At 27.1% G+C, this 20,850-nt stretch carries 22 protein-coding genes and 1 other RNA gene; 16 read left to right on the forward strand and 7 right to left on the reverse strand.

From position 1 onward, the window contains the following. Positions 1-92 precede the first annotated feature (92 nt). The 14 genes from ABVS04_RS06880 (at position 93) to ABVS04_RS06945 (ending at position 11,970) form a co-directional block, all read left to right on the forward strand. Positions 93-875, forward strand: coding sequence for a TOBE domain-containing protein (locus ABVS04_RS06880; RefSeq protein ID WP_368029933.1), 783 nt, complete (start codon positions 93-95; stop codon positions 873-875). 9 nt (positions 876-884) lie between these two features. Further along, entirely contained in the window at positions 885-1,631 is a 747-nt protein-coding gene (gene modA / locus ABVS04_RS06885; protein WP_368029934.1) for a molybdate ABC transporter substrate-binding protein, read from the forward strand. Beyond that, a complete protein-coding gene (locus ABVS04_RS06890; RefSeq protein ID WP_368029935.1) occupies positions 1,628-2,029 on the forward strand; it encodes a molybdopterin-binding protein in 402 nt (133 codons plus the stop codon). Before modA ends, ABVS04_RS06890 begins: the two co-directional genes overlap by 4 nt. Continuing rightward, the gene (modB, locus tag ABVS04_RS06895; protein ID WP_368029936.1) at positions 2,022-2,717 is read left to right on the forward strand and encodes a molybdate ABC transporter permease subunit; all 696 of its coding nucleotides are present in this window, start codon (positions 2,022-2,024) and stop codon (positions 2,715-2,717) included. The genes ABVS04_RS06890 and modB overlap by 8 nt, the downstream gene beginning before the upstream one ends. Further along, positions 2,718-3,269, forward strand: coding sequence for a hypothetical protein (locus tag ABVS04_RS06900; RefSeq protein ID WP_368029937.1), 552 nt, complete (start codon positions 2,718-2,720; stop codon positions 3,267-3,269). A 6-nt stretch (positions 3,270-3,275) separates the two neighbouring features. Then, positions 3,276-4,130, forward strand: a complete 855-nt coding sequence (locus ABVS04_RS06905; protein ID WP_368029938.1) for an ABC transporter ATP-binding protein — start codon at positions 3,276-3,278, stop codon at positions 4,128-4,130. A gap of 224 nt (positions 4,131-4,354) precedes the next feature. Next, positions 4,355-5,461, forward strand: coding sequence for an aldo/keto reductase (locus ABVS04_RS06910; RefSeq protein WP_368029940.1), 1,107 nt, complete (start codon positions 4,355-4,357; stop codon positions 5,459-5,461). A 1-nt stretch (position 5,462) separates the two neighbouring features. Next, positions 5,463-7,109: an L-aspartate oxidase gene (locus ABVS04_RS06915; RefSeq protein ID WP_368029941.1), complete on the forward strand. Its 1,647-nt coding sequence runs from the start codon at positions 5,463-5,465 to the stop codon at positions 7,107-7,109. Positions 7,110-7,112: 3 nt separating this feature from the next. Then, a complete protein-coding gene (gene nifT / locus ABVS04_RS06920) occupies positions 7,113-7,322 on the forward strand; it encodes a putative nitrogen fixation protein NifT (RefSeq protein WP_368029942.1) in 210 nt (69 codons plus the stop codon). 93 nt (positions 7,323-7,415) lie between these two features. Continuing rightward, positions 7,416-8,948 (forward strand): sigma 54-interacting transcriptional regulator, encoded by a 1,533-nt coding sequence (locus ABVS04_RS06925; RefSeq protein ID WP_368029944.1) that lies wholly within the window; start codon positions 7,416-7,418, stop codon positions 8,946-8,948. Then, the gene (locus tag ABVS04_RS06930) at positions 8,938-9,462 is read left to right on the forward strand and encodes a hypothetical protein (RefSeq protein WP_368029945.1); all 525 of its coding nucleotides are present in this window, start codon (positions 8,938-8,940) and stop codon (positions 9,460-9,462) included. The genes ABVS04_RS06925 and ABVS04_RS06930 overlap by 11 nt, the downstream gene beginning before the upstream one ends. Then, positions 9,455-10,279: an SIR2 family protein gene (locus ABVS04_RS06935; protein WP_368029946.1), complete on the forward strand. Its 825-nt coding sequence runs from the start codon at positions 9,455-9,457 to the stop codon at positions 10,277-10,279. The genes ABVS04_RS06930 and ABVS04_RS06935 overlap by 8 nt, the downstream gene beginning before the upstream one ends. After that, positions 10,272-11,525 carry an ATP-dependent Clp protease ATP-binding subunit ClpX gene (gene clpX / locus ABVS04_RS06940; RefSeq protein ID WP_368029947.1) on the forward strand — a complete coding sequence of 418 codons (1,254 nt, stop codon included), beginning with the start codon at positions 10,272-10,274 and terminating at the stop codon, positions 11,523-11,525. Before ABVS04_RS06935 ends, clpX begins: the two co-directional genes overlap by 8 nt. Before the next feature lie 58 nt (positions 11,526-11,583). Continuing rightward, positions 11,584-11,970: a 4Fe-4S dicluster domain-containing protein gene (locus tag ABVS04_RS06945; RefSeq protein WP_368029948.1), complete on the forward strand. Its 387-nt coding sequence runs from the start codon at positions 11,584-11,586 to the stop codon at positions 11,968-11,970. A 28-nt stretch (positions 11,971-11,998) separates the two neighbouring features. Here the strand turns inward: ABVS04_RS06945 and ABVS04_RS06950 are convergent, their stop codons facing one another. Next, positions 11,999-12,409: a YqaA family protein gene (locus tag ABVS04_RS06950; RefSeq protein ID WP_368029949.1), complete on the reverse strand. Its 411-nt coding sequence runs from the start codon at positions 12,407-12,409 to the stop codon at positions 11,999-12,001. 1 nt (position 12,410) lies between these two features. After that, positions 12,411-13,316 carry a DMT family transporter gene (locus ABVS04_RS06955; protein ID WP_368029950.1) on the reverse strand — a complete coding sequence of 302 codons (906 nt, stop codon included), beginning with the start codon at positions 13,314-13,316 and terminating at the stop codon, positions 12,411-12,413. Positions 13,317-13,463: 147 nt separating this feature from the next. Between ABVS04_RS06955 and ffs the strand changes: the two genes are divergently transcribed. After that, positions 13,464-13,560: signal recognition particle sRNA small type (gene ffs / locus ABVS04_RS06960), an RNA gene on the forward strand. 29 nt (positions 13,561-13,589) lie between these two features. Here ffs and ABVS04_RS06965 read toward each other — a convergent pair. Next, a complete protein-coding gene (locus tag ABVS04_RS06965; protein ID WP_368029951.1) occupies positions 13,590-14,222 on the reverse strand; it encodes a DNA-binding protein in 633 nt (210 codons plus the stop codon). An 11-nt stretch (positions 14,223-14,233) separates the two neighbouring features. Further along, positions 14,234-14,611, reverse strand: coding sequence for a preQ(1) synthase (queF, locus tag ABVS04_RS06970; RefSeq protein ID WP_368030002.1), 378 nt, complete (start codon positions 14,609-14,611; stop codon positions 14,234-14,236). A 155-nt stretch (positions 14,612-14,766) separates the two neighbouring features. Here queF and ABVS04_RS06975 point away from each other — a divergent pair, with 155 nt between their 5' ends. Next, positions 14,767-15,774 (forward strand): NAD(P)-binding domain-containing protein, encoded by a 1,008-nt coding sequence (locus ABVS04_RS06975; RefSeq protein ID WP_368029952.1) that lies wholly within the window; start codon positions 14,767-14,769, stop codon positions 15,772-15,774. 44 nt (positions 15,775-15,818) lie between these two features. Here ABVS04_RS06975 and gyrB read toward each other — a convergent pair whose 3' ends face one another. The 3 genes from gyrB to dnaA form a co-directional block, all read right to left on the reverse strand. Then, on the reverse strand, positions 15,819-18,140 hold the full coding sequence (gyrB, locus tag ABVS04_RS06980; RefSeq protein ID WP_368029953.1) for a DNA topoisomerase (ATP-hydrolyzing) subunit B: 2,322 nt from the start codon (positions 18,138-18,140) through the stop codon (positions 15,819-15,821). 37 nt (positions 18,141-18,177) lie between these two features. Then, positions 18,178-19,248: a DNA polymerase III subunit beta gene (gene dnaN / locus ABVS04_RS06985; protein WP_368029954.1), complete on the reverse strand. Its 1,071-nt coding sequence runs from the start codon at positions 19,246-19,248 to the stop codon at positions 18,178-18,180. A 169-nt stretch (positions 19,249-19,417) separates the two neighbouring features. Beyond that, a complete protein-coding gene (dnaA, locus tag ABVS04_RS06990; RefSeq protein WP_368029955.1) occupies positions 19,418-20,734 on the reverse strand; it encodes a chromosomal replication initiator protein DnaA in 1,317 nt (438 codons plus the stop codon). Positions 20,735-20,850: the final 116 nt, after the last annotated feature.

The following is a 20,850-nucleotide window of genomic DNA, read 5'->3' on the forward strand; positions in this document are numbered from 1 at the left end:
TTTTTTAAATTACCGTTATATCTTAAGATACATAATGGTAATATTTTTTTAATAAGCGTTGTATATAAAATGATACAACCAAAAGGATTTATGTGGAAATTTCATCAAACTTAACTTTAGAGATATTTAATCAACCTTTTTTATTAGAAAAAAGAATAGATTTATTAATTGCAGTTAAAAAAACAGGCTCAATAAGTAAAGCTGCAAAAGAAGTTCCTATGAGTTATAAAGCAGCATGGGAAGCGATTGAATCCATGAACAATCTTTCTACTACACCAATAGTACAAAGAGAAACAGGTGGAGTAGGTGGTGGTGGAACCAAACTCACACCTTATGGAGAAAATCTTATAAATACCTATGAAGTTTTAAGAAGTGAACAAAAAAAATTCCTTGAGAATTTAACTAAAAGAACAGATATAAACACAGGAACTCTAAAAGATATAAGGAGATTATCAATGCAAATAAGTGCTAGAAACCAAATAAGCGGTATTGTAGAACTAATAGTAAATGGATCAGTAAATGCAGAAGTTTATATAAAACTAAAAAGCGGATATACAATAGTTTCTGTTATTACAAAAACTGCTGTGAATAATTTGGATTTAAAAATAGATGATGAAGTTGTAGCAATTTTCAAATCAAATACCGTTTTAATTACTACTGATATAAGTTTGAATATCAGTGCTAGGAATAAATTACAAGGTGTAGTTGACTCTATAAATCAAGGGGAGATTAATTCAGAATTAATAATAGATATTGGAAATGGTGACAAAGTAGCATCTATCATAACTTCAAATTCAATTGATAGATTAGATATAAAAAAAGGTGCACAAGTTAGTGCGATAATAAAAGCATCTGATGTAATGATCGGTAAATAAGGAGAAAAAATGAAAAAGCTATTTTTAGGATTAGTATTATTATATTCAAGTATGTTTGCAGGAACTATAAATATAGCAGTTGCTGCAAATGTGAGTTATGCAATAGAAGAGCTTATTAAAGAGTTTAATAAAACAAATCCTGATACAAAAATTCAAGTAACACTTGGAAGTTCTGGAAAACTTGTTGCTCAAATAAAAAATGGAGCTCCATTTAATATCTTTATGTCAGCAAATATGGATTTTCCTCAAGCTTTATATGATGAAAGTATTGCAATTACAAAACCTGTAATTTATGCAGAAGGTGCCCTTGCAATGTTTAGTTCAAAAGAGTTGGATTTTTCAAAAGGAATTGATTTAATAAAAGATAGCTCAATATTAAAAATAGCTATTGCAAATCCTAAAACTGCACCTTATGGAACAGCAGCTATTGAGGTTATGAAAAATGCAGGATTAGAAGAGTTTATTAAAGATAAACTTGTATATGCAGAATCAATATCACAAGTGGTAACTTATGCAACAACAGCAACTGATATTGGATTTATTGCTAAGTCATCTTTATATGATGATAAATTATCTAAATATAAAGAAAACATAAACTGGGTAAGTCTTGATACTAAACTATATAAATCAATTGAGCAAGGTATAGTTATAATTAATAATGCAAAAGATAATTCTGAAGTAAAAGCATTTTATGATTTCATATTAAGTGCAAAAGCAAAAGAGATATTTATAAACTATGGATATATTGTAAAATGAGTAAGTTACTTGCAACAATAAAAAAGATAAGCACCGTTGATAATCTAAATATTGTAGAATTTGATTTCCATGGAGAAATTTTAAAAATGATGAGTTTAGATTTAGGGAAAGAAGTACAAGTTGGTAAAAAAGTAATTCTATCTGTAAAATCTACAAATGTACTATTAGCAAAAAATCTAAGTGGAGATTTAAGCTTTTCAAATAAACTTGTTGCAAGAATTGAAAATATTGAGAATGGAATACTTTTAAGTAGTATCATTTTAAAAATAAATGACACCTATATTGAAAGTATCATCACAGCGGACTCATCAATAAGAATGAATCTGCAAGAAAATGATATTGTAACTGTTTTAATAAAAGCAAGTAATTTATCAATAGAGGAAATTTTAAATGATTGAACTATTAAAAAACATAGAATTTAGCCCTTTTCTAATTTCCTTTAAATTAGCTGCTATTACAACTATTATTCTATTTATTATTTCATTGCCTCTTGCTTGGTATTTATCCCAAACAAAATCAAAGATAAAACCCTTTTTAGAAGCAATTACTGCTTTACCTTTGGTTCTTCCTCCTTCTGTATTAGGATTTTATATACTTTGGGCTTTATCTTATAATTCACCCATTGGAGCATTTTTTCAAGAATATTTTGGGGTAAGCTTAGTATTTAATTTTTATGGCTTAGTAATTGCTAGTTGTTTTTATAGCTTACCTTTTATGGTTCAACCTATGCAAAGTGGCTTAGAAGGTATAAATAAAAATATGTTAGAAGCTAGTTATATAAGCGGTAAAGGCAAAATAGAAACTTTATTTAAAATAGCTCTTCCAAATATGAAACCAGCACTTCTAACAGCTATCATAGTAACTTTTGCTCACACAGTAGGGGAGTTTGGAGTTGTTTTAATGGTAGGAGGAAGTATTCCAGGAGAGACAAAAGTAGCTTCTGTTGCTATTTACGAATTTGTTGAAATTATGGATTATACAAATGCACATATTTATAGTATATTTATGATAATTCTCAGTTTTCTTACACTTCTTGGAGTGTATATTTTTAATGGCAAACAAAAAAGAAGCCCAGTAGGAATGTAAATGAAAAAAAATATTTTAGATAGATATGACAAAACAATAGAAAATGAAATCATAATAAAGATATTTACAAATAGATTTGAAAACTTGTATGATAATTTTGATATGAGTTCATCTTTTTTAAAAAAAGATTTGAGCCAACAATTGGTTGATTATGTTATTGAAAGTGTAAGTGAAATATCAAATGAAAAGTTTATAATTAAATTTTATTTTAAAGAAAAAATAGAACAAGAGAATATTATACATCTAAAAAAAAGTTTTGAAAGCTATTTTAATTATCTAGAAGAATTAGAAAAAAATAAGATGAGAGAGCAAGTAAAGAACTCTTTTATCTTTATGTTAATTGGAATTTTTTTTATAACATTATCAATCCTACTAGAAGTAAATCAACAATTAACATACAGAATAATATCAGAAGGTCTTATGATAGCAGGATGGGTTTCTATGTGGGAAGCTATGGCAACAATACTTATAAAATGGCTACCTTTGAGTAAAAAATTAAAACTTTTTAAAAGAATAGTTAATTCAAAAATAGAGTTTGAGAATGAAAAGTAGGATTAAATGATAAAAATAGATATAAATAAACAACTTCATGGCTCATCAGGAAAAATGGATTTAGATGTAAATCTAGAGATAAAACAAGGTGAGTTTTTAGCACTTGCAGGACTTAGTGGAAGTGGGAAAACTACACTTTTACGAATACTAGCAGGACTTGAAGAAGCAAATGGAACAATAAAAATTGATGATTCTGTATGGCTTGATGAGAAAGTATATTTAGCAGCACAAAAAAGAGAAATAGGATTTGTATTTCAAGACTATGCACTTTTTACAAATTTGTCAGTTTTAAATAATTTATTATATGTGAACAAAGACAAAGAACTAGCAAATCATCTATTAGAAATCACCGAGCTGAGTGAATTAAAAGATAGACTTCCACAAACACTAAGTGGTGGTCAAAAACAACGTGTTAGTTTATGTAGAGCATTAATGAACAAACCAAAACTTTTACTTATGGATGAGCCATTATCAGCCTTAGATCCTGCTATGAGAACAAAACTTCAAAGTGAAATATTAGCTTTACATAAGGAGTTTAATACTACAACTATTATGGTTAGTCATGACCCAAGTGAGATATATAGATTAGCATCAAGAGTTATTGTTCTTAATTATGGAAAAATCATAAATGATGGCTCACCAAAAGATATTCTTCTAAAAACAAGTGGTAGTCAAAAGTTTTCATTTGAAGGAGAATTATTAGATATTATGAAAGTAGATGTAATCCATATTGCAGTAATTGCGATAGGACAACAACTAGTTGAAATTGTAATAAGTAAAGAAGAATCTAAAAACTTACAAATTGGACAAAGTGTAAGTGTAAGTACAAAAGCCTTTAATCCAATAGTCAGAGGACTTTAAAATATTTAATCTATATAAATAATTTAGTATTAAATCTTATACTAACTTACGGAACACTTTTTGCATAGAGATTGATACACCTTTAAATTATAAAATATAAGAGCAGAGTTGATTTTGCTCTTGTATTACAAGGAAAAATCTATGGAAAAATTTGTTTTACCTATTATTTTAATACTTTATACAAGTGCAGTAGTTTTTTATGAATATAAAAAAGAGCTAAAATCATGATAGCAACACTTGATGCAACTTATAGTTTTGCAAAAAAATTCTCACACTATAAAGATTTTTATATAAAACACAATGATTTAGTTTTTTCAAAATTAGGACTTGGAACCTTCAATAAAGAACCATACAAAGAAGAAAACTATGTTTTTCATTATATTGAAGGTGTTAAAGAAGCTATAAAAAGTGGAATAAATCTAATAGATACTGCAAGTAATTACAGATATGGACAAAGTGAAAAAGAGATTGGAATTGCATTAAAAGAATTATTTGAAGAAAATGCTGTTAAAAGAGAAGAATTGATTATATGTTCAAAAGGAGGATTTATACAACTTGAATTTCCTTTTCCAAAAAATCCATATACTTGGATTGAAGAGAATATAATTAATAATTCATTAGCAAAATTAGAAGATATTGAATTAGATCAACACTGTATGACTCCTGATTATTTAGAATGGTCATGTAAACAATCACTTGAAAAACTGGGTGTTAAAGCTCTGGATATTTATTTTTTGCATAATCCTGAGATACAAATTAGTAAATTAGGATATAAAGTTTTTCTAAAAAAAATTGAATCTATTTTTAAAAGATTTGAAAAAATGGTTACTAATGGTTTAATTAAATCTTATGGTGTAGCTGTGTGGAATGGTTTTATTGATGAAAGTACAAAAGAACACATTAACTTAGAAGATTTAGTTCAAATAGCTATAAAAGTTGGTGGGGAAAATCATAATTTCAAGTATATTCAAACACCTTTTAATATGGCAAAAACTTCTATTTATACAATGCCCACACAAAAAGTAAAACGGGAAGATTGCACTTTACTTCAAGCAGCACATAGATTAAAAATAGGAGTTATCTCAAGCTCTTCATTACTTCAAATGAATCTATTTAAAAAATCTTTTAATGAAAAAGTTGGTTACCTACTTGATTCTAAAATGATTTTAGAAAATGATATTCAATTAGCACTTCAATTTGTTCGTTCAACTCCTGGGCTTATTTCTTCATTATTTGCATCAAAAGTTCCTGTACATATTAAAAAGAATTTAGAAATAACAAAAGTTCCAGCAACATCAAAAATAAAATACGACTTAATGTATAGAGTCTAAAATGATTTACGATGTAATTGTTGTAGGAGGTGGGATAGCTGGTTTAATGGCAGCTATTGAAGCAAAAGATGAAAATAACAAAGTTGCACTTATTTCAAAAGGAAATGTTTTTAAATCCAATTCTTCAATGGCCAGTGGTGGAATAAATGCAGTTTTAGACACAAAAAACATAGCTGAAATAGATAAACATATTCAAGATACTTTTAATTCAGCAAAAGGTCTTGGAAATAAAAAGGCTATTACATATATGTGTAAACAAGCATCTTCTATAATAGAAAAATTAGTTGAATATGGTGTAGATTTTGATAGGGATGAAAACAATAAAATACTTCAAAGACCTTTTGGAGGAGGAAGTTCAAATAGAACTTGTTATGTGGGAGATAAAACTGGAAGTGCTATTACTTTAAATCTAATTAAAAAAGCAAAAAGTAAAGGAATAACTTTTTTACCAAATAATTTTATTCTAAATTTAGCAAAATACCAAAATAGAGTAAGTGGAGTAGTTTCATTAAATAAAGAAAATTCACAGATTATGATTTATTCATCAAAAGCAGTTGTTTTAGCTGGTGGTGGATATGCAGGAATTTATAGAGGATACTCGACAAATGCTCCTGATTATACAGGAGATTTATTAGCAGTTGCACTTCGTGCAGGTCTTTGTTTAAAAGATATGGAATTTGTACAGTTTCATCCAACTGGTTTTGTAAAAACAAACTATCTAGTAACAGAGGCAGCAAGAGGTGAAGGTGGTTATCTTATAAATAGTGATGGTAACAGATTCATAAATGAACTTGAAACCAGAGATAAAGTTGCAAGGGCTATATTAAAAGAAGAACTTGAAGGCAAAAAAGTATTTATTGATTTAAGACACTTAGGTTTAGAAAAAATTCAACAAAAATTACCATCTTTATACAATGCAGCACTTATGCAAAGTGGTATTGACTTATCACAAGAATTACTAGAGATAAAACCAGTTGCACATTATACAATGGGTGGAGTTGATGTAAATATGACTGAATCTGATTTAAAAGGTTTATATATTTGTGGAGAAATGGCTTCAAATGGAGTTCATGGTGCGAATCGTTTAGGTGGTAACTCTTTACTTGAAGGTTGTGTTTTTGGTGAGTTAGCAGGAAAACAAGCAAAAGATTATTCAAAAGAGTTTGAATATGCACCAATAGATTACAATACAGTAATAAAAGATATAGAAATGATAGATTTTATTTTTTCAGGAGATAGTACTAAAAATTTCAATGCAATAAGAATAAGTTTAGGAAAATGCTTATTTGAAAAAGCTGGAATTGTAAAAGACGAAAAAAGTTTAACACTTGCATTTGATTATATAAAATACTTACGACAAATTTCATATACACTTCATTGCATCAATAAAGAAAAAAATAATAATGTAGAATTAACAGCTATTTTGGAACTTAGAAATGCTCTTGAAATAGCGGAAGCAATTATTTTAAGTGCCCAAAAAAGACATGAAAGTAGAGGTGCTCATTATAGAGAAGATTATCCCAAAACTTCTAAAAAGTATGATAAAAGTTTTGTAGTTAAAGAGTTGAAAAAAGGATTTTTTAAAATCTCATTTAAAGAGAATGAAATTTTAAAAAGAATCAAAAACATATTTATTAATAAGGAGTAAATTATGGCAAAAGTAATGTTAAGAGAAGTAGATGGAATTGTATCTTTCTATTTTGCGAAAAAAGATATGGAAGAAACAATTGAAGAAATTGAGTTTGATACTCAAGAAAAATGGGGTGGTAATGCAACCCTATCAAATGGTGAAATTTGGTGGATACAACCTGGAACTAAAAAACTTCCAAAAGAAGAAGTTTGTAAAAAAATTTCAGATTAAAAAATTGTATGTTTATTATATAAATGAATACTTATTTATAAGATAAATTATTGATATAATCAGGGAAAAATCTAAAATCAATAGGAGGAAAATATGATCTTTGATAAATCAGCTTGTATGGGCTGTCTAACAATAAAAGAGTTGATGACTTTATATGAAATATCCTCAGTTATATCTAATCATTATGACTTACAAACTTCATTGGAAAAATCAATGAAAATTTTGAAAAATACATTAAATTTAGACAATTGTGTTGTACATATTTTAGAAGATGATATCCTAAATGTTTTTGCTTCTATAGAACTGTCTAAATTTCAAAAAAACCTGGCATCCTATAAAATTGGTGAAGGTGTAACTGGAATGGTTGCAAATACAAAAGAACCCGTTGTTGTAGAAAATATTCATAATGATTCTTTGTTTTTAAATAAATCAGGAAAAAGAGATTTTAATGCACAATCTTATGTTGCAGTTCCTTTGATAATAGATAATGAAATAATTGGTGTTTTAGGTGCAGTAATTACAAAAAAAGCTGAAATTGAGATGGATGATACAGTAAGAATCTTAACAATTGTTAGTTCACTTTTTGCACAAACAATATACTCTTTTCAATTAAATAAAAAAGAAAAAGAGCGTTTACAAGAGTTGAAACTCTATTATAAAATGGAGTGGGATTCAAAGGTTCATAATTTTGGAGATATTATTGGTGATAGTCCTAAAATGGAGCAAGTTTTTAAAGTAATACAAAGAATAGCTCAATCAGATGTTACAGTATTAGTTCGAGGAGAAACAGGAACAGGAAAAGAACTTGTTGCTGCGGCTATTCATAAAAGAAGTAAAAGAAAAGATGAACCATTTATAAAACTAAATTGCGCAGCAATTACTGATACCTTACTTGAAAGTGAACTTTTTGGTCACGAAAAAGGTGCTTTTACGGACGCTAGAGAAACAAGAAAAGGAAGATTTGAGTTAGCCGATGGAGGTACTTTATTTTTAGATGAAATAGGTGATATTAGTGCTTCTGCACAAGTTAAACTTCTAAGGGTATTACAAGAAAGAGAATTTGAAAGAGTTGGTGGAAGTAAAACAATAAAAGTAAATGTAAGACTAGTTGCTGCAACAAATCGAAATCTAGAACAAATGGTTAAAGATGGAAAATTCAGAGAGGATTTATATTATAGATTAAATGTAATTCCTATAGATTTGCCACCTCTTAGAGAACGGGGTGATGATATAAAACAGCTAGTTAATTTCTTTTTGGAAAGGTCAATCAAGAATCATAAAAAGATGGTTAGTATTACAGATGAAGCAATGGAAGCATTGTGTGCTTATCCATGGCCTGGAAACGTAAGGGAGCTTGAAAATACAATTGAACGCATTGTGCTTATGGGAAATGAAGAAGGAATAAATAAATATGATATGTTACTTTTACTGCCAGCGCTTAATGACCAAAAATTAAAAAGTGATTATAAGCCCATTTCCAAAAACAATTTAACTTTAGAAGAGTTAGAAAAAGAAGCAATTATCGAAGCACTTGAAAATAATGATTTTAATCATACTAGTGCAGCATTAGAGTTAGGAATAACTCTTAGACAAATAGGGTATAAAATAAAAAAATATGAAATCTAAAGTAAGATACAAAAATGAACAATTAGAATTAACTGATGATTTTGTAGATATTGGTTATATGGCTGATGACTTTGATACACTTGATATAAATAAAAAAGCTATCACAATAAAAAAAGCTAGTCCAAATAGAAATATTCAATTATTTTTATCTTTTCCATCTTTTCAAGAATTTTCTGAAGAAATTATTGCCTTTGATGAATTTATAAACGGTGCAAAAATTGATATTTTCACCTATGTAATTTTTAATGAGGAAACCAATATTTCATATAAATTCAAAAAATTAATTCCAGTATTTGATACAAATGAAGAGTTTGGAAATATGTACGGAACGAAAATTGTAAGTGGTACCCTAGAAAATAGATTAACAAAAGCACTTTTTTTAATAGGTAAAGATGGTGCCATCTATCATATAGATATGCCTGAAAATTTAGAAAATCAATTAGATCTAGAAAAAATCCGATTGGCTCTAAACAGAGCATATCAGTCATATACAGGAGCTGGATGTCATGGATGATATAAAAGAAAAGATAAAAGCTGGTCAACTTATTCCTTTTTTAGGAATGGGAGTATTTGAAAATACTAAAACAAAGGATGGTTCTATTCTTCCTTATGATAGTGACTCAATGATTTTGGCTCTAAATAACGGGAGAGCCATGAGTGATAGACTCATGTATGAGTACAGCCGAGCTGCTATGAGCTTAGAACAAAGAAAAGGTAGAGAATTTATAATACAAATGACTAATCATATCTATTCTTCAAAAGAGTATGAATTACCTGAAGTTTATAAGTGGTTACAAACAATTAAACCTAAATATATTATTGATACAAATATGGATGATAGTTTACAGAAAATATATAGTGATGTAGAGCATTTTTTAATCACAGGAGTATCTAGAATAACAGCTGATTGGGATAGATTTTTAGTATATTTCTTTGATGTTAAAGAGCAAAAATATACAAGAATTGAAAAAGAAGAGTTAACTTTAGATTTACCAATACTTTTTAAACCTATGGGTTCAACTAAACCTGAAATGAATTTTATTATCTCTGATGCTGATTTTGTTGATTGGTTAACTGAAGCTATGGGTGGTTATGCAATGCCTAATTTACTAAAAGAGTATAAAAAAGATAAAGAGTATTTATTTTTAGGTGTTGATTTTTCAAGGGATACTTTTAGAATGGTAGCTAATGAATTAACTATTGATTTAAAAGGTGGAATTACTTTATTAAATAAAGAAGAACTAACTAAAAAAGAGGATAAATTTATTAAAACTCATAATTTAAATAATTTAAATATGAGTATTGATGAGTTTATAAAAAGCCATGAATGAAAAATTTAATTGCGATTTCTGTGGAAAAGAGATAACAGAAGTAAAAAAAATATTCTCAAGTGAAGTTTCACATATTTGTGATGAGTGTGTTACTATGTGCGCTAAAGTTCTTGAAAAAGAGTTAATAAAAGATAGTAAAAAAGAGTTCCAAAAAGGTCTTAGTGTTCCTATTAAAATAAAAGAGCACCTAGATGAATATGTTATTGGACAAACTGATGCTAAAAAAATTTTAGCAGTTGCTTTATATAATCATTATAAAAGAATTGATAAACCAGTTGTTAAAAATATAGAAATTGAAAAATCAAATATTATGTTAATAGGACCTACAGGAAGCGGTAAAACACTTCTTGCAAAATCTCTTGCTAGAATTATGGATGTACCTTTTGCAGTTGCTGATGCTACTGCGTTAACAGAAGCTGGATATGTGGGAGAAGATGTAGAATCTATACTTTCAAGACTTCTTGCATCTGCTGATTATGATTTGGAAAAAGCAAAAAGAGGTATCGTTTATATTGATGAAATAGATAAAATTGCAAATAAGAGTGAAAGTGCAACAAGTGGTAGAGATGTAAGTGGAGAGGGAGTTCAACAAGGTTTACTAAAAATTCTTGAAGGTGCTGATGTTTATGTTCCTGTAAAAGGAAGTAGAAAAAACTCATCTGCTGAAACTGTACTATTTGATACAACTCACGTTTTATTTATTTGTGGTGGTGCCTTTGTTGGTTTAAGGGAAGAAGATAGTCCTAAAAAAAATAAAAAAGCTCCTAAAATGGGATTTTTAAAAAAAGAAGATAGTGAAGACTTAAGAAAACCAATTGAAGCAAAAGAGCTTATATCATTTGGTTTAATTCCAGAATTTACAGGAAGAATTCCAGTTATTGCAGAACTAAATAAACTATCTGAAGAGGATTTAATTAGAGTTTTAAAAGAGCCTAAAAATGCCATTACAAAACAGTATGAAGTTTTATTTGAGTTAGATGGAGTTGAATTAGAATTTACAGATAATGCCCTTGAAAGAATTGCTCAAATAGCATATGAAAAAGATGTTGGAGCAAGGGGACTTAGAGGTATTATAGAAAATATAATGCTACCTCTTCAATATATTGTACCATCTGAAAATAATTTAGAGAAATGTATAATAACAAAAGAGTACATAGATAAAGAAAAAGATGTTGACTTAATTTATAATGAAAATAATAATGAAGAGCCAACAAAAGAGATTATTTATAAAAAAATTATGAATTAATTTTATAAAGGAACAAGACTTGCATATACTTTTTTATATTTTATAAAAAGGATGGAAAATGGCAGTTCAAATTACGAAAGAGTGTATAAGTTGTGAGGCATGTGCACCTGAATGTCCCGTTGCCGCAATCTTAGAAGATGGAAATGATAAAAATCCAAAAGATGGAATTTTTTATGTAAAACCTGAATCATGTGTTGAATGTGTTGATCATGCAGATGCTCCAAGATGTGCAGAAGCATGTCCAACAGTAGGTGCAATTGTATGGGATATGCCTTATACTATTGATTTTAACACTTATTATTCAACTAGAAACAGTGATGGAATTTATAAAATTAGAGAACATAAATCTAAGGGACTAATGCTTCCTGAAGTAAAATCTCAAAAATTTAAACCTGAAATTACAATGGCTGATAGAGAAGCTCATTCTAACGTTTCTGATTTTTAAATAGATTGTAAATACGCTTTTGGCGTATTTACGAGATTAACCAAACTAAAAAAACATATCTTGATAGTTTTGCTATAAAAACTAATAGTAAAAACTTTTTAAAATCAAATTTTAAAATACCAGCAACAAAGGTTATTGGATCACCAATTATTGGTAACCAAGAAAACAATAAAGAAATAGATCCATATTTATCAAAATAGTATTTGCTTTTTATTATATATTTATCTTTTAAAAGATTTTTTCTTACTAAATATTCTTCACCTTTTAGTCCTAAAAAATAGTTTATTACAGAACCTAAAGTATTTCCAATAGTAGCTACTAATACTAAAAAATAAATATTATATCCCTCTTTAATATTATAAATTAATAAAGCTTCACTTCCAAGGGGAAATAGTGTGGCTGATATTAAAGCACTAAAAAATAAAATTAAATAAATCATTTTAAATAAATTTCTTCTTTTTAAACCAAGACGAGGAAACTTCAGAAATAAATACACCAAATAAAATTACAAAACAAGCAATAAGCTCAAGTATTGATAATTTTTCATTTAAAACAAAATATGCTAATATCAATGTGAATACAGGAATTAAATATACAAAAACAGCAGCCTTTGAAGCTTTTATTTTTGTTAAAGCATAATTATATAATCCATACCCTGCTAAAGTTACTACAACACCTAAATAAATAACCCAAAGAAAAGAATTCATTGTGATATTTAAAGGAATAGTAAAATATTCATATAAAAAAAGTGGTGCGAAAAATATAGCTCCAATAAAAGCCTGAATTGCTGTTATAAAAAGTGCTGAATATTTATCACTTAAATATCTTGCAGTTATTGTATAACCAGCTCCACAAATCATAGCAAGAAATTCTAAGAAATTTCCTAAAAGAGGATTTGGAGAACTAAGTGTTGTAGCTCCTTGTAAACTTAACCAAATGGCACCACTCATAGCTATTAAAGAGCCTAAAATTAACTGTTTTGTAATAATCTCTTTTAAAAAATATCCAGCTGCCATAGCAGTGATAATAGGCATTAATGAAGTTATCATTCCAGCTTGTGATGCGGAAGTTAATTGTAAGGCTTTTGATTCAAAAATAAAGTATAAACAAGGTTCAAATAGTGCTAATAGTAAAATAAATTTTATATCTTTTTTTGAAAATTTATATTTCAAAAAAGATTTTATAAAATAAACAAAACACAATGAAGCTATAAACATACGTAAAAATATAACAGTAAATGGCCCTAAATCTTCCATTGCAGCTTTTAATGCAATAAATGAACTAGCCCATATAAACATGGCAAATATTAGGGATAATATACCAATAAAACTAAAATCTCTGATCAATTTTTTATTCTCAACTTTCTTCTAAAAACGTATTATACAGATTATTGTTCATAAGAAAATTAATTTATAATAAATTAAAGATTTTTAGTGTATAATCCCAATCTCAAAAGAAGAACATTGAGAATATCTAGATATTTTGAATGCTCTTCTTTAGACCCTTACAATTATTATTTGAGACAACGCCCCAGGATGGGAACATAGCAAGGCACCTTACTTAGTGGTGTGTTTGGGTATCTGGAGAAGAGTACTTAGGTACTCTTTTTTTTGTAATTTCTAGATTAAATCTATAAAGTCTGAATTCAAAATCAACAATTTTTTATCTGTTTTATTATAAATAAATCTCTTATCACCATTTTTTATAGCATTAAATATTATAAATCTTATATCTTGTTCTGTTTTATTATATCTTTTCATTAAAACAAAAAAATCTTTTACCATAATAAAATCATTACTTTTCTTTTCAGTTTCACTTTTTGGTTTTGTTTTTATTTCTTGTTGAATTTGAGGTCTATAAATAGAACGCATTTCATTAAATGCACTTTGTAAAAGTTTTATTTCTGAGTTAAAAACTTCTATTATTCTTTTTTGATTTTTTTCTAATCTAAAAATTTCAGAAATATATTGTTTTTTCATCCATTTCATAGATTTTTGAAGAAGTTCTATTTGTTCATTTTTAACATCAATAATTGCTTGTGAGTTATCATGGATAATTTGTTGATTTACTACAGTTTCAACTTTAGTTTTAACAGGAGTTTGTTCTTGTTTTTGATCAACATCTACATAAACAAAAGTTTTACCATCTTTTTTTATAGATTTTAATTGATCTTTTTTTATTCTATAATGTATACCTTGTAAAGATAGTCCCAATATTTGAGCAGCTTCTGAAGTTGTAACTAATCTTTCCAAGGTTTAAGTCCTTACATTTTTGCGCTATCTATTTCTATAACAGTATGCACATTTCCTCTTGGTTTAAAATCAGCAATAACTTTTAACCATTTTGGTTCTAACTTTGAATATAAAGTATCAAATATTTCATTAGCAGAATTTTCGTGAGATACTTCTCTAAACATAAATGTATTTATATAAATTTTTAAAGCTTTTAATTCTATTACTTTTTTATTTGGAGTGTATTGAATTTTAATAGTTGCAAAATCAGGGTATCCACTTCTTGGACATTTTGCCATAAATTCAGGTAATTCAATATCTATAATATAATTTTTTTCATGGGCATTTGGCCAAAAATTTTCTTCTTTATTTATATCAAATTCTTTTATTTCTCTTTCACCATATTTCATTTCCATATTTTTTATAACCTTTTATTAATAATAATTTTTATTGATTTTATCCAAAAATCCCTTATAAGTGTTACTGATTGAAAAAATCTATAAATTTAAGTATAATTTTCTAATAAAATTAAAATTAATTAAAATATAAAATATAAGAGAGAATTATGAAAAATAAAATATATGATATTGTAATTATTGGTGGAGGACCCGGAGGAATTGGTTCAGCTATTGAAGCATCAGCACATAAAATTGGTGAAATATTATTAATAGAAAAAACTGATAACCATTCTAATACTATTAGAAAATTTTATAAAGATAATAAAAGAGTAGATAAAGATTATAAAGGTCAAGTTACAACTTTGCAAGGTAATGTTGAATTTTATGATGGTACAAAAGAGACTACACTTGATTATTTTAATAATCTACTTGATACTGAAAAAATTGATGCAAGATTTAATACTGAAGTTGAAAAAATAGTAAGAAATAATGAAACTGATTTATTAGAAATTCATACTTCAATTGGATTAATACAAACAAAAAATGCAATTGTTGCTATTGGGAAAATGGGAAAACCAAATAAACCTGATTATAAAATACCCCCTTCAATTAAAGCTCAAGTGAATTTTAACCTCGATAAATGTTCATCAAATGAAAAAATATTAGTTGTAGGTGGTGGAAATAGTGCTGCTGAATATGCTTATGATTTAGCTGATCAAAATAATAATGTAACTTTAGTATATAGAAAAGCAGAGTTTTCAAGACTTAATGAAACAAATGAAAAATTACTAAAAAAATATAATGGTGAAGAAAAATTAAGACTTAGAATGAGTACTGATATTATATCTTTAGAAAATGAAGAAGATAAAGTAAAAGTAGAATTTAATGATGGTTATAGTGTTTTATATGACAGAATTATTTATGCAATAGGAGGAACAACACCTGTTGATTTCTTAAAATCATGTGGTATAACAGTTGATGAAGATGAAAAACCAATTTTTGATGAACATCACGAAACATCTGCAAAAGATATTTATGTAGCAGGAGATATTGCCTTTAAATCAGGTGGTTCAATTGCAATTGCTTTAAATCATGGTTATCATATTCTGAATAATATTCTAAGAAAAAGAGGAAAAATCTTTTCTCATACAGAAAAATTTTCTAAGTCAGAATAGTTTTAAACTAACAAAGAAAATTTCTTTGTTAGTTAAGATTTTTATTAAACGTCTAAGTGTTCAACGTCTTTTGCGTGTTCTTCAATATAATTTCTTCTAGGTTCAACTTCATCACCCATAAATAAAGTAAATGTATCAGATGCGACTTCAGCATCTTCAATTTTAACTCTTAATAGTCTTCTATTATCTGGAATCATTGTTGTTTCCCATAATTGCTCAGGATTCATCTCTCCTAGTCCTTTATATCTTTGGATATAAGCACCTTTTTTAGCAAGAGTTTCAATATCTTCTAATATTTCTAATAAATCTCTACCTTCAAATACTGATAAATCTCTTTCAACTAATCTATTATAAATATATGTTGCTTCACTAAAATATGGAGATGCAAATAACTCTTCATCAATTATAAGCTCTTCCAAACCTTCATTTGTTTGTACGAAAAGTTGAATTCTATCTTCAAGAACTGTTTTTGATAAAATATTGTAACCTTTTGCTTCTAAAAATTCTCTAACTTTTTCATATAAAGATGTAAAATCAAGATTTACAAGTTCTGAATTTTCAATTAAATGTTTTAATACTTCAAGTAAAGAATATCTTTTACCAAGTTGCCCTAACATACTTCTATATCTTGAAACAATTTTGAATAAATCTAATAAATCATTATATCCTAAACCTTCAAATGCAAATGATTCTAAACCATTTTCAATTAAAAATGCAGATAATGCTGTATCATCTTTTAAATAAATTTCATTTTTACCTTTTTTATATCTATAAAGAGGTGGTTGTGCAATATATAAGTAACCATTTTCTATAATTGGTCTTAAAAATCTAAAGAAAAATGTTAATAAAAGTGTTTGAATATGGCTTCCATCAACATCAGCATCTGTCATAATTATAACTTTATGATATCTAATTTTTTCATTATCAAAATCTTCACCAATTCCACAACCAAGTGCTGTAATAACATTTCTAATTTCATCAGATTTTAAAATTTTATCAAGTCTTGATTTTTCAACATTTAGAATTTTACCTTTTAATGGTAAAATTGCTTGGAAAACTCTATCTCTACCTTGTTTTGCAGAACCTCCCGCTGAGTCCCCTTCCACAAGGTATAACTCTCTAATAGCTGGATCTTTACTTTGACATTCAGCTAATTTTCCAGGAAGTGTTCCTACAGACATTGAGTCTTTTTTTCTAGTTAAATCTCTAGCTTTTTTTGCAGCTTCTCTACCTCGTGCTGCCATTAAAGATTTTTCCATAATAGCTTTTGCTTGTTGTGGATTTTCTTCAAAGTATTTATCTAAAGCATCACCTGTTAATTTTTGAGTAATTGCTTTTACATAAGATGAACCTAATTTACCTTTAGTTTGACCTTCAAATTGAGGTTCTGGAACTTTTACAGAAATAACTGCAATTAATCCTTCTCTTACATCATCACCTGTAATTTTTACATCTTTTTCACGTGCTGCTGCATTTTCATTTAAATATTTAACAATTGATCTTGTAAGTCCTGCTTTAAAACCAGCTTCATGAGTTCCACCATCTATTGTTCTAATATTATTTACAAAAGATAATGTTTTTTCAACATAAGTATCATTATACATAACAGCAATATCAGCTTCAACACCATCGATAGTATCATTAAATGCAACTGCATCACAAACAGCTGTATCTTTATTCATATCTTCAACAAATTGTTTTAATCCACCTTCGAAATGGTAAACTTCTTTTGTTTTTGTAATTTCATTATCTAATGTAATTGAAATAAATGAATTTAAATATGCAACTTCTTTAAATCTTTTAGCAAGAACAGCAAATTCATATTTAGTTACTTCAAAAATAGTATCATCTGCTAAAAATTCAATTGTAGTTCCTGTTTTTCTAGGACTATCTCCAATAATTTCTAATGGTCCTTGAGGAATACCACATTTAAATTCTTGATAATGAATTTTTCCTTCTCTGTAAACAGTCATTTTTAAGTGTTTAGATAAAGCATTTACTACAGAAACCCCAACTCCATGAAGTCCTCCAGAAACTTTATAAGTATCTTTATCAAATTTTCCACCTGCATGAAGTACTGTTAAAACAACAGTAGCAGCACTTATACCTTCACCTTCATGAATTGCAGTTGGAATTCCTCTTCCATCATCTTCTACTTTTATCCAATGATCTTTTGACATTGTAATTTTAATATTTTTACAATAACCTGCCATTGCTTCGTCAATAGAATTATCTACTACTTCATAAACTAAGTGATGTAGACCATTTGTATTTGTATCACCAATATACATACCTGGTCTTTTTCTTACAGCTTCAAGACCTTTTAATACTTTTATGTTACTAGCGCCGTATTCTTGTTGACTCATTATAGATTTCCTTCTTTAATTGGTTAAATTTTTATTTTTATTTTTCTAAAACTATTGGCATTACAATAGTAAAAAACTTATCATCTTCTAAATAAAATGGCAAGTTTGATTCATTAAATCCTATTTTAATTTTTTCATTATGTGACATAGATAAAAAATCTAATAGATATTTTGCATTTACAGCTAAATAGAACTCTTTTTCAATATTTAAATCAATATCAATTTGAGTTTTAGATTCTGTATCTTCATCTAATGATTCAAATATAATTGAAGTTGAATTAAAAGTAATTTTTATATTTGAAAATAAAGAAGTTACTAATTTGATTGATTCAACTAACATATTTTTTGGAAGTGGAAAATTGTATTTTAAAGTTCCAGGAATAATTCTTTCATAATCAGGAAATTTACCATTTATTAATTTTGTAAAGAATTTATTATTACTATTTGATATTACTAAATTTGTATCATCAAAAGATATTTTTGCATCATCTAAAAAAAGTTTTTGGATTTCAATTATAGCTTTTTTTGGAATAATAAATTGTGCTTCTTCATTTGTAATATTTTGTAAATAAGAAACTGCTAATCTTCTAGTATCTGTTGATACAAAATTAATTTTTTGATTTTTAATATCTACTAATGCACCATTTAATTCAAATTTAGGATTATTATTATCAATTGCAGGTGTAATTTTTCTAATAGAATTAATAAAATTAATAGTAGAAATTGACAATTCTTTTAAATTTTCAGATCTGTTTAATGTTGGATATTCATTAGCATCATAAGTTGGTAACTTAAATGTTGATTTATTTTGTTTAATTATTAAATTATTGTTAGTAACTTCAAATAAAATTTCTTCATTTTTCAATCTTTTAATAATACCTAATAAGTTTGAACCATTTACAGTAATTTTTCCATCTATCATATCAGTTATATTATCAATATGTGATTCTAAACCTATTTCATAATCTGTAGCTTTTATGATCAGTTTAGTATTATCTATTTCTAAATATATATGTGATGTAATTGAACTAGAATCTTTTTTTTCTAAAAAAGGTTGCATTGAAGCTATTACATTTTCAATAACATTTTTTGTAATTACAAACCTCATTTTATTCTCCTATATTTTTATTTAATTTAGTGGAAGTAGTAGTTTATGTGAAAAGATGAAAATACCTTTTAAAACACTATAAAGCCGAACTTTTATATAGTGATTAAAATTGTCTTTGTATTCACACCTTTTCACATAAGTCTTTAAAACTTATTTTGTTTTAAAGTTTTTACCACTCCTTATTTATGATTTTATTTTTTAAATTTTCTATAATTAATTTAAAGTTTTCATCTTTTTCAATTAACTCATTTGCTTTTTTAATATTATGAGAAATTGAACTGTGATCTTTCATTCCTAAGAATTTTGCAATATCTGGCATAGAGTTATGTGTTAATTCTCTTGTAAGATAAATCACAATTCTTCTAGCATTTGCTACTGTTGCTGTTCTTTTTTTAGATTTTATATCACTTGGTTTAATATTTAATTGATTTGCAACAATATTTATAACATCTGGAAGTTTTATATTCTCTTTTGTTTCTTTAATTTGCTCTTTTAATAGATTTTGAACCATAGGAAGAGTAATTTCTTGATTCAAAAGTGATGCACTCGCATTTATTCTTATTAAAACACCTTCTATTTCTCTAATTGAGTTATCAAGTGTAGTTGCAATGAAATTTACAATTTCCCTACTTAATGAAATTCCATTTAAATCAGATTTTTTTTCAATAATTGCAATTTTTGTTTCAAGTCCTGGAATTTGAACGTCTGCTGTTAATCCCCATTCAAATCTTGATTTTAATCTATCAACAAGTCCAGCAATTTGTGATGGGAGCCTATCACTTGTCATTACTATTTGTTTTTTTGCATTATGAAGTTCATTAAAAGTATGAAAAAATTCCTCTTGAGTTTGTTCTTTTCCAGATAAAAATTGAATATCATCGATTAACAAAACGTCACATTTTCTGTATTTATTTCTAAAATGTTCCATATTTTTATTTTTGATTGAAAAAGTAAAATCATTCATAAACTGCTCAATAGTTACATAAATAACAGTATTACCTTTTTCGATTGCATGATTTCCAACTGCTTGTAAAAGGTGGGTTTTCCCAAGTCCAGTTCCACCATAAATAAACAATGGATTATATTGAATTCCAGGTTTACTTGAAACTGCAAGTGATGCATTATAGGCCATTTGATTAGAAGGTCCTACAACAAATGAATCAAATGTATAAGATGGATTTAGTATGGTACTTTCTGCTGTTTGATTTTGTATTTGTTCTTTTAAAATCTCTTTTTTAGATTTTTTTTCACCGGCAAGTTTTATTTCAATAGAAGGTTTAGATCCATCGTAAATTTCAAAGCAATGTTGTATTAATCCTGTAAATTTACTTTTTATCCAAGAAGCAATATATTTATTATTTACTTCAAAAATTGCAATTTTTTCATCTGAAGATATTTTCTTATAAACTAATTGTTTTAAGTATCTTTCAAAATCTGTTTTTGTTGATTCTTTTTGAATAATTGTTTGGAAATCTTTGGTTGTCATCTATTTATAAACTCTTTAATACGTAATTAGTAGATATTATATCTAAAAATTTTATAAAATAGCTTCAAAGTGATATAAACAGAGTAAATTTATACAAGAAATAAAAGTTATACACA

Source organism: Arcobacter sp. s6 (assembly GCF_040884245.1).
In the GTDB taxonomy this organism is placed as follows: domain Bacteria; phylum Campylobacterota; class Campylobacteria; order Campylobacterales; family Arcobacteraceae; genus Aliarcobacter.

Coding starts and splice junctions, on each gene's coding strand:
- ABVS04_RS06930 (WP_368029945.1), top strand. CDS start 8,938: ATGAAATCTAAAGTAAGATACAAAAATGAACAATTAGAATTAACTGAT.
- modB (WP_368029936.1), top strand. CDS start 2,022: ATGATTGAACTATTAAAAAACATAGAATTTAGCCCTTTTCTAATTTCC.
- dnaN (WP_368029954.1), bottom strand. CDS start 19,248: ATGAGGTTTGTAATTACAAAAAATGTTATTGAAAATGTAATAGCTTCA.
- ABVS04_RS06950 (WP_368029949.1), bottom strand. CDS start 12,409: ATGATTTATTTAATTTTATTTTTTAGTGCTTTAATATCAGCCACACTA.
- ABVS04_RS06945 (WP_368029948.1), top strand. CDS start 11,584: ATGGCAGTTCAAATTACGAAAGAGTGTATAAGTTGTGAGGCATGTGCA.
- clpX (WP_368029947.1), top strand. CDS start 10,272: ATGAATGAAAAATTTAATTGCGATTTCTGTGGAAAAGAGATAACAGAA.
- ABVS04_RS06935 (WP_368029946.1), top strand. CDS start 9,455: ATGGATGATATAAAAGAAAAGATAAAAGCTGGTCAACTTATTCCTTTT.
- ABVS04_RS06905 (WP_368029938.1), top strand. CDS start 3,276: ATGATAAAAATAGATATAAATAAACAACTTCATGGCTCATCAGGAAAA.
- nifT (WP_368029942.1), top strand. CDS start 7,113: ATGGCAAAAGTAATGTTAAGAGAAGTAGATGGAATTGTATCTTTCTAT.
- ABVS04_RS06925 (WP_368029944.1), top strand. CDS start 7,416: ATGATCTTTGATAAATCAGCTTGTATGGGCTGTCTAACAATAAAAGAG.
- ABVS04_RS06910 (WP_368029940.1), top strand. CDS start 4,355: ATGATAGCAACACTTGATGCAACTTATAGTTTTGCAAAAAAATTCTCA.
- dnaA (WP_368029955.1), bottom strand. CDS start 20,734: ATGACAACCAAAGATTTCCAAACAATTATTCAAAAAGAATCAACAAAA.
- queF (WP_368030002.1), bottom strand. CDS start 14,611: ATGAAATATGGTGAAAGAGAAATAAAAGAATTTGATATAAATAAAGAA.
- ABVS04_RS06900 (WP_368029937.1), top strand. CDS start 2,718: ATGAAAAAAAATATTTTAGATAGATATGACAAAACAATAGAAAATGAA.
- ABVS04_RS06890 (WP_368029935.1), top strand. CDS start 1,628: ATGAGTAAGTTACTTGCAACAATAAAAAAGATAAGCACCGTTGATAAT.
- ABVS04_RS06975 (WP_368029952.1), top strand. CDS start 14,767: ATGAAAAATAAAATATATGATATTGTAATTATTGGTGGAGGACCCGGA.
- gyrB (WP_368029953.1), bottom strand. CDS start 18,140: ATGAGTCAACAAGAATACGGCGCTAGTAACATAAAAGTATTAAAAGGT.
- ABVS04_RS06915 (WP_368029941.1), top strand. CDS start 5,463: ATGATTTACGATGTAATTGTTGTAGGAGGTGGGATAGCTGGTTTAATG.
- modA (WP_368029934.1), top strand. CDS start 885: ATGAAAAAGCTATTTTTAGGATTAGTATTATTATATTCAAGTATGTTT.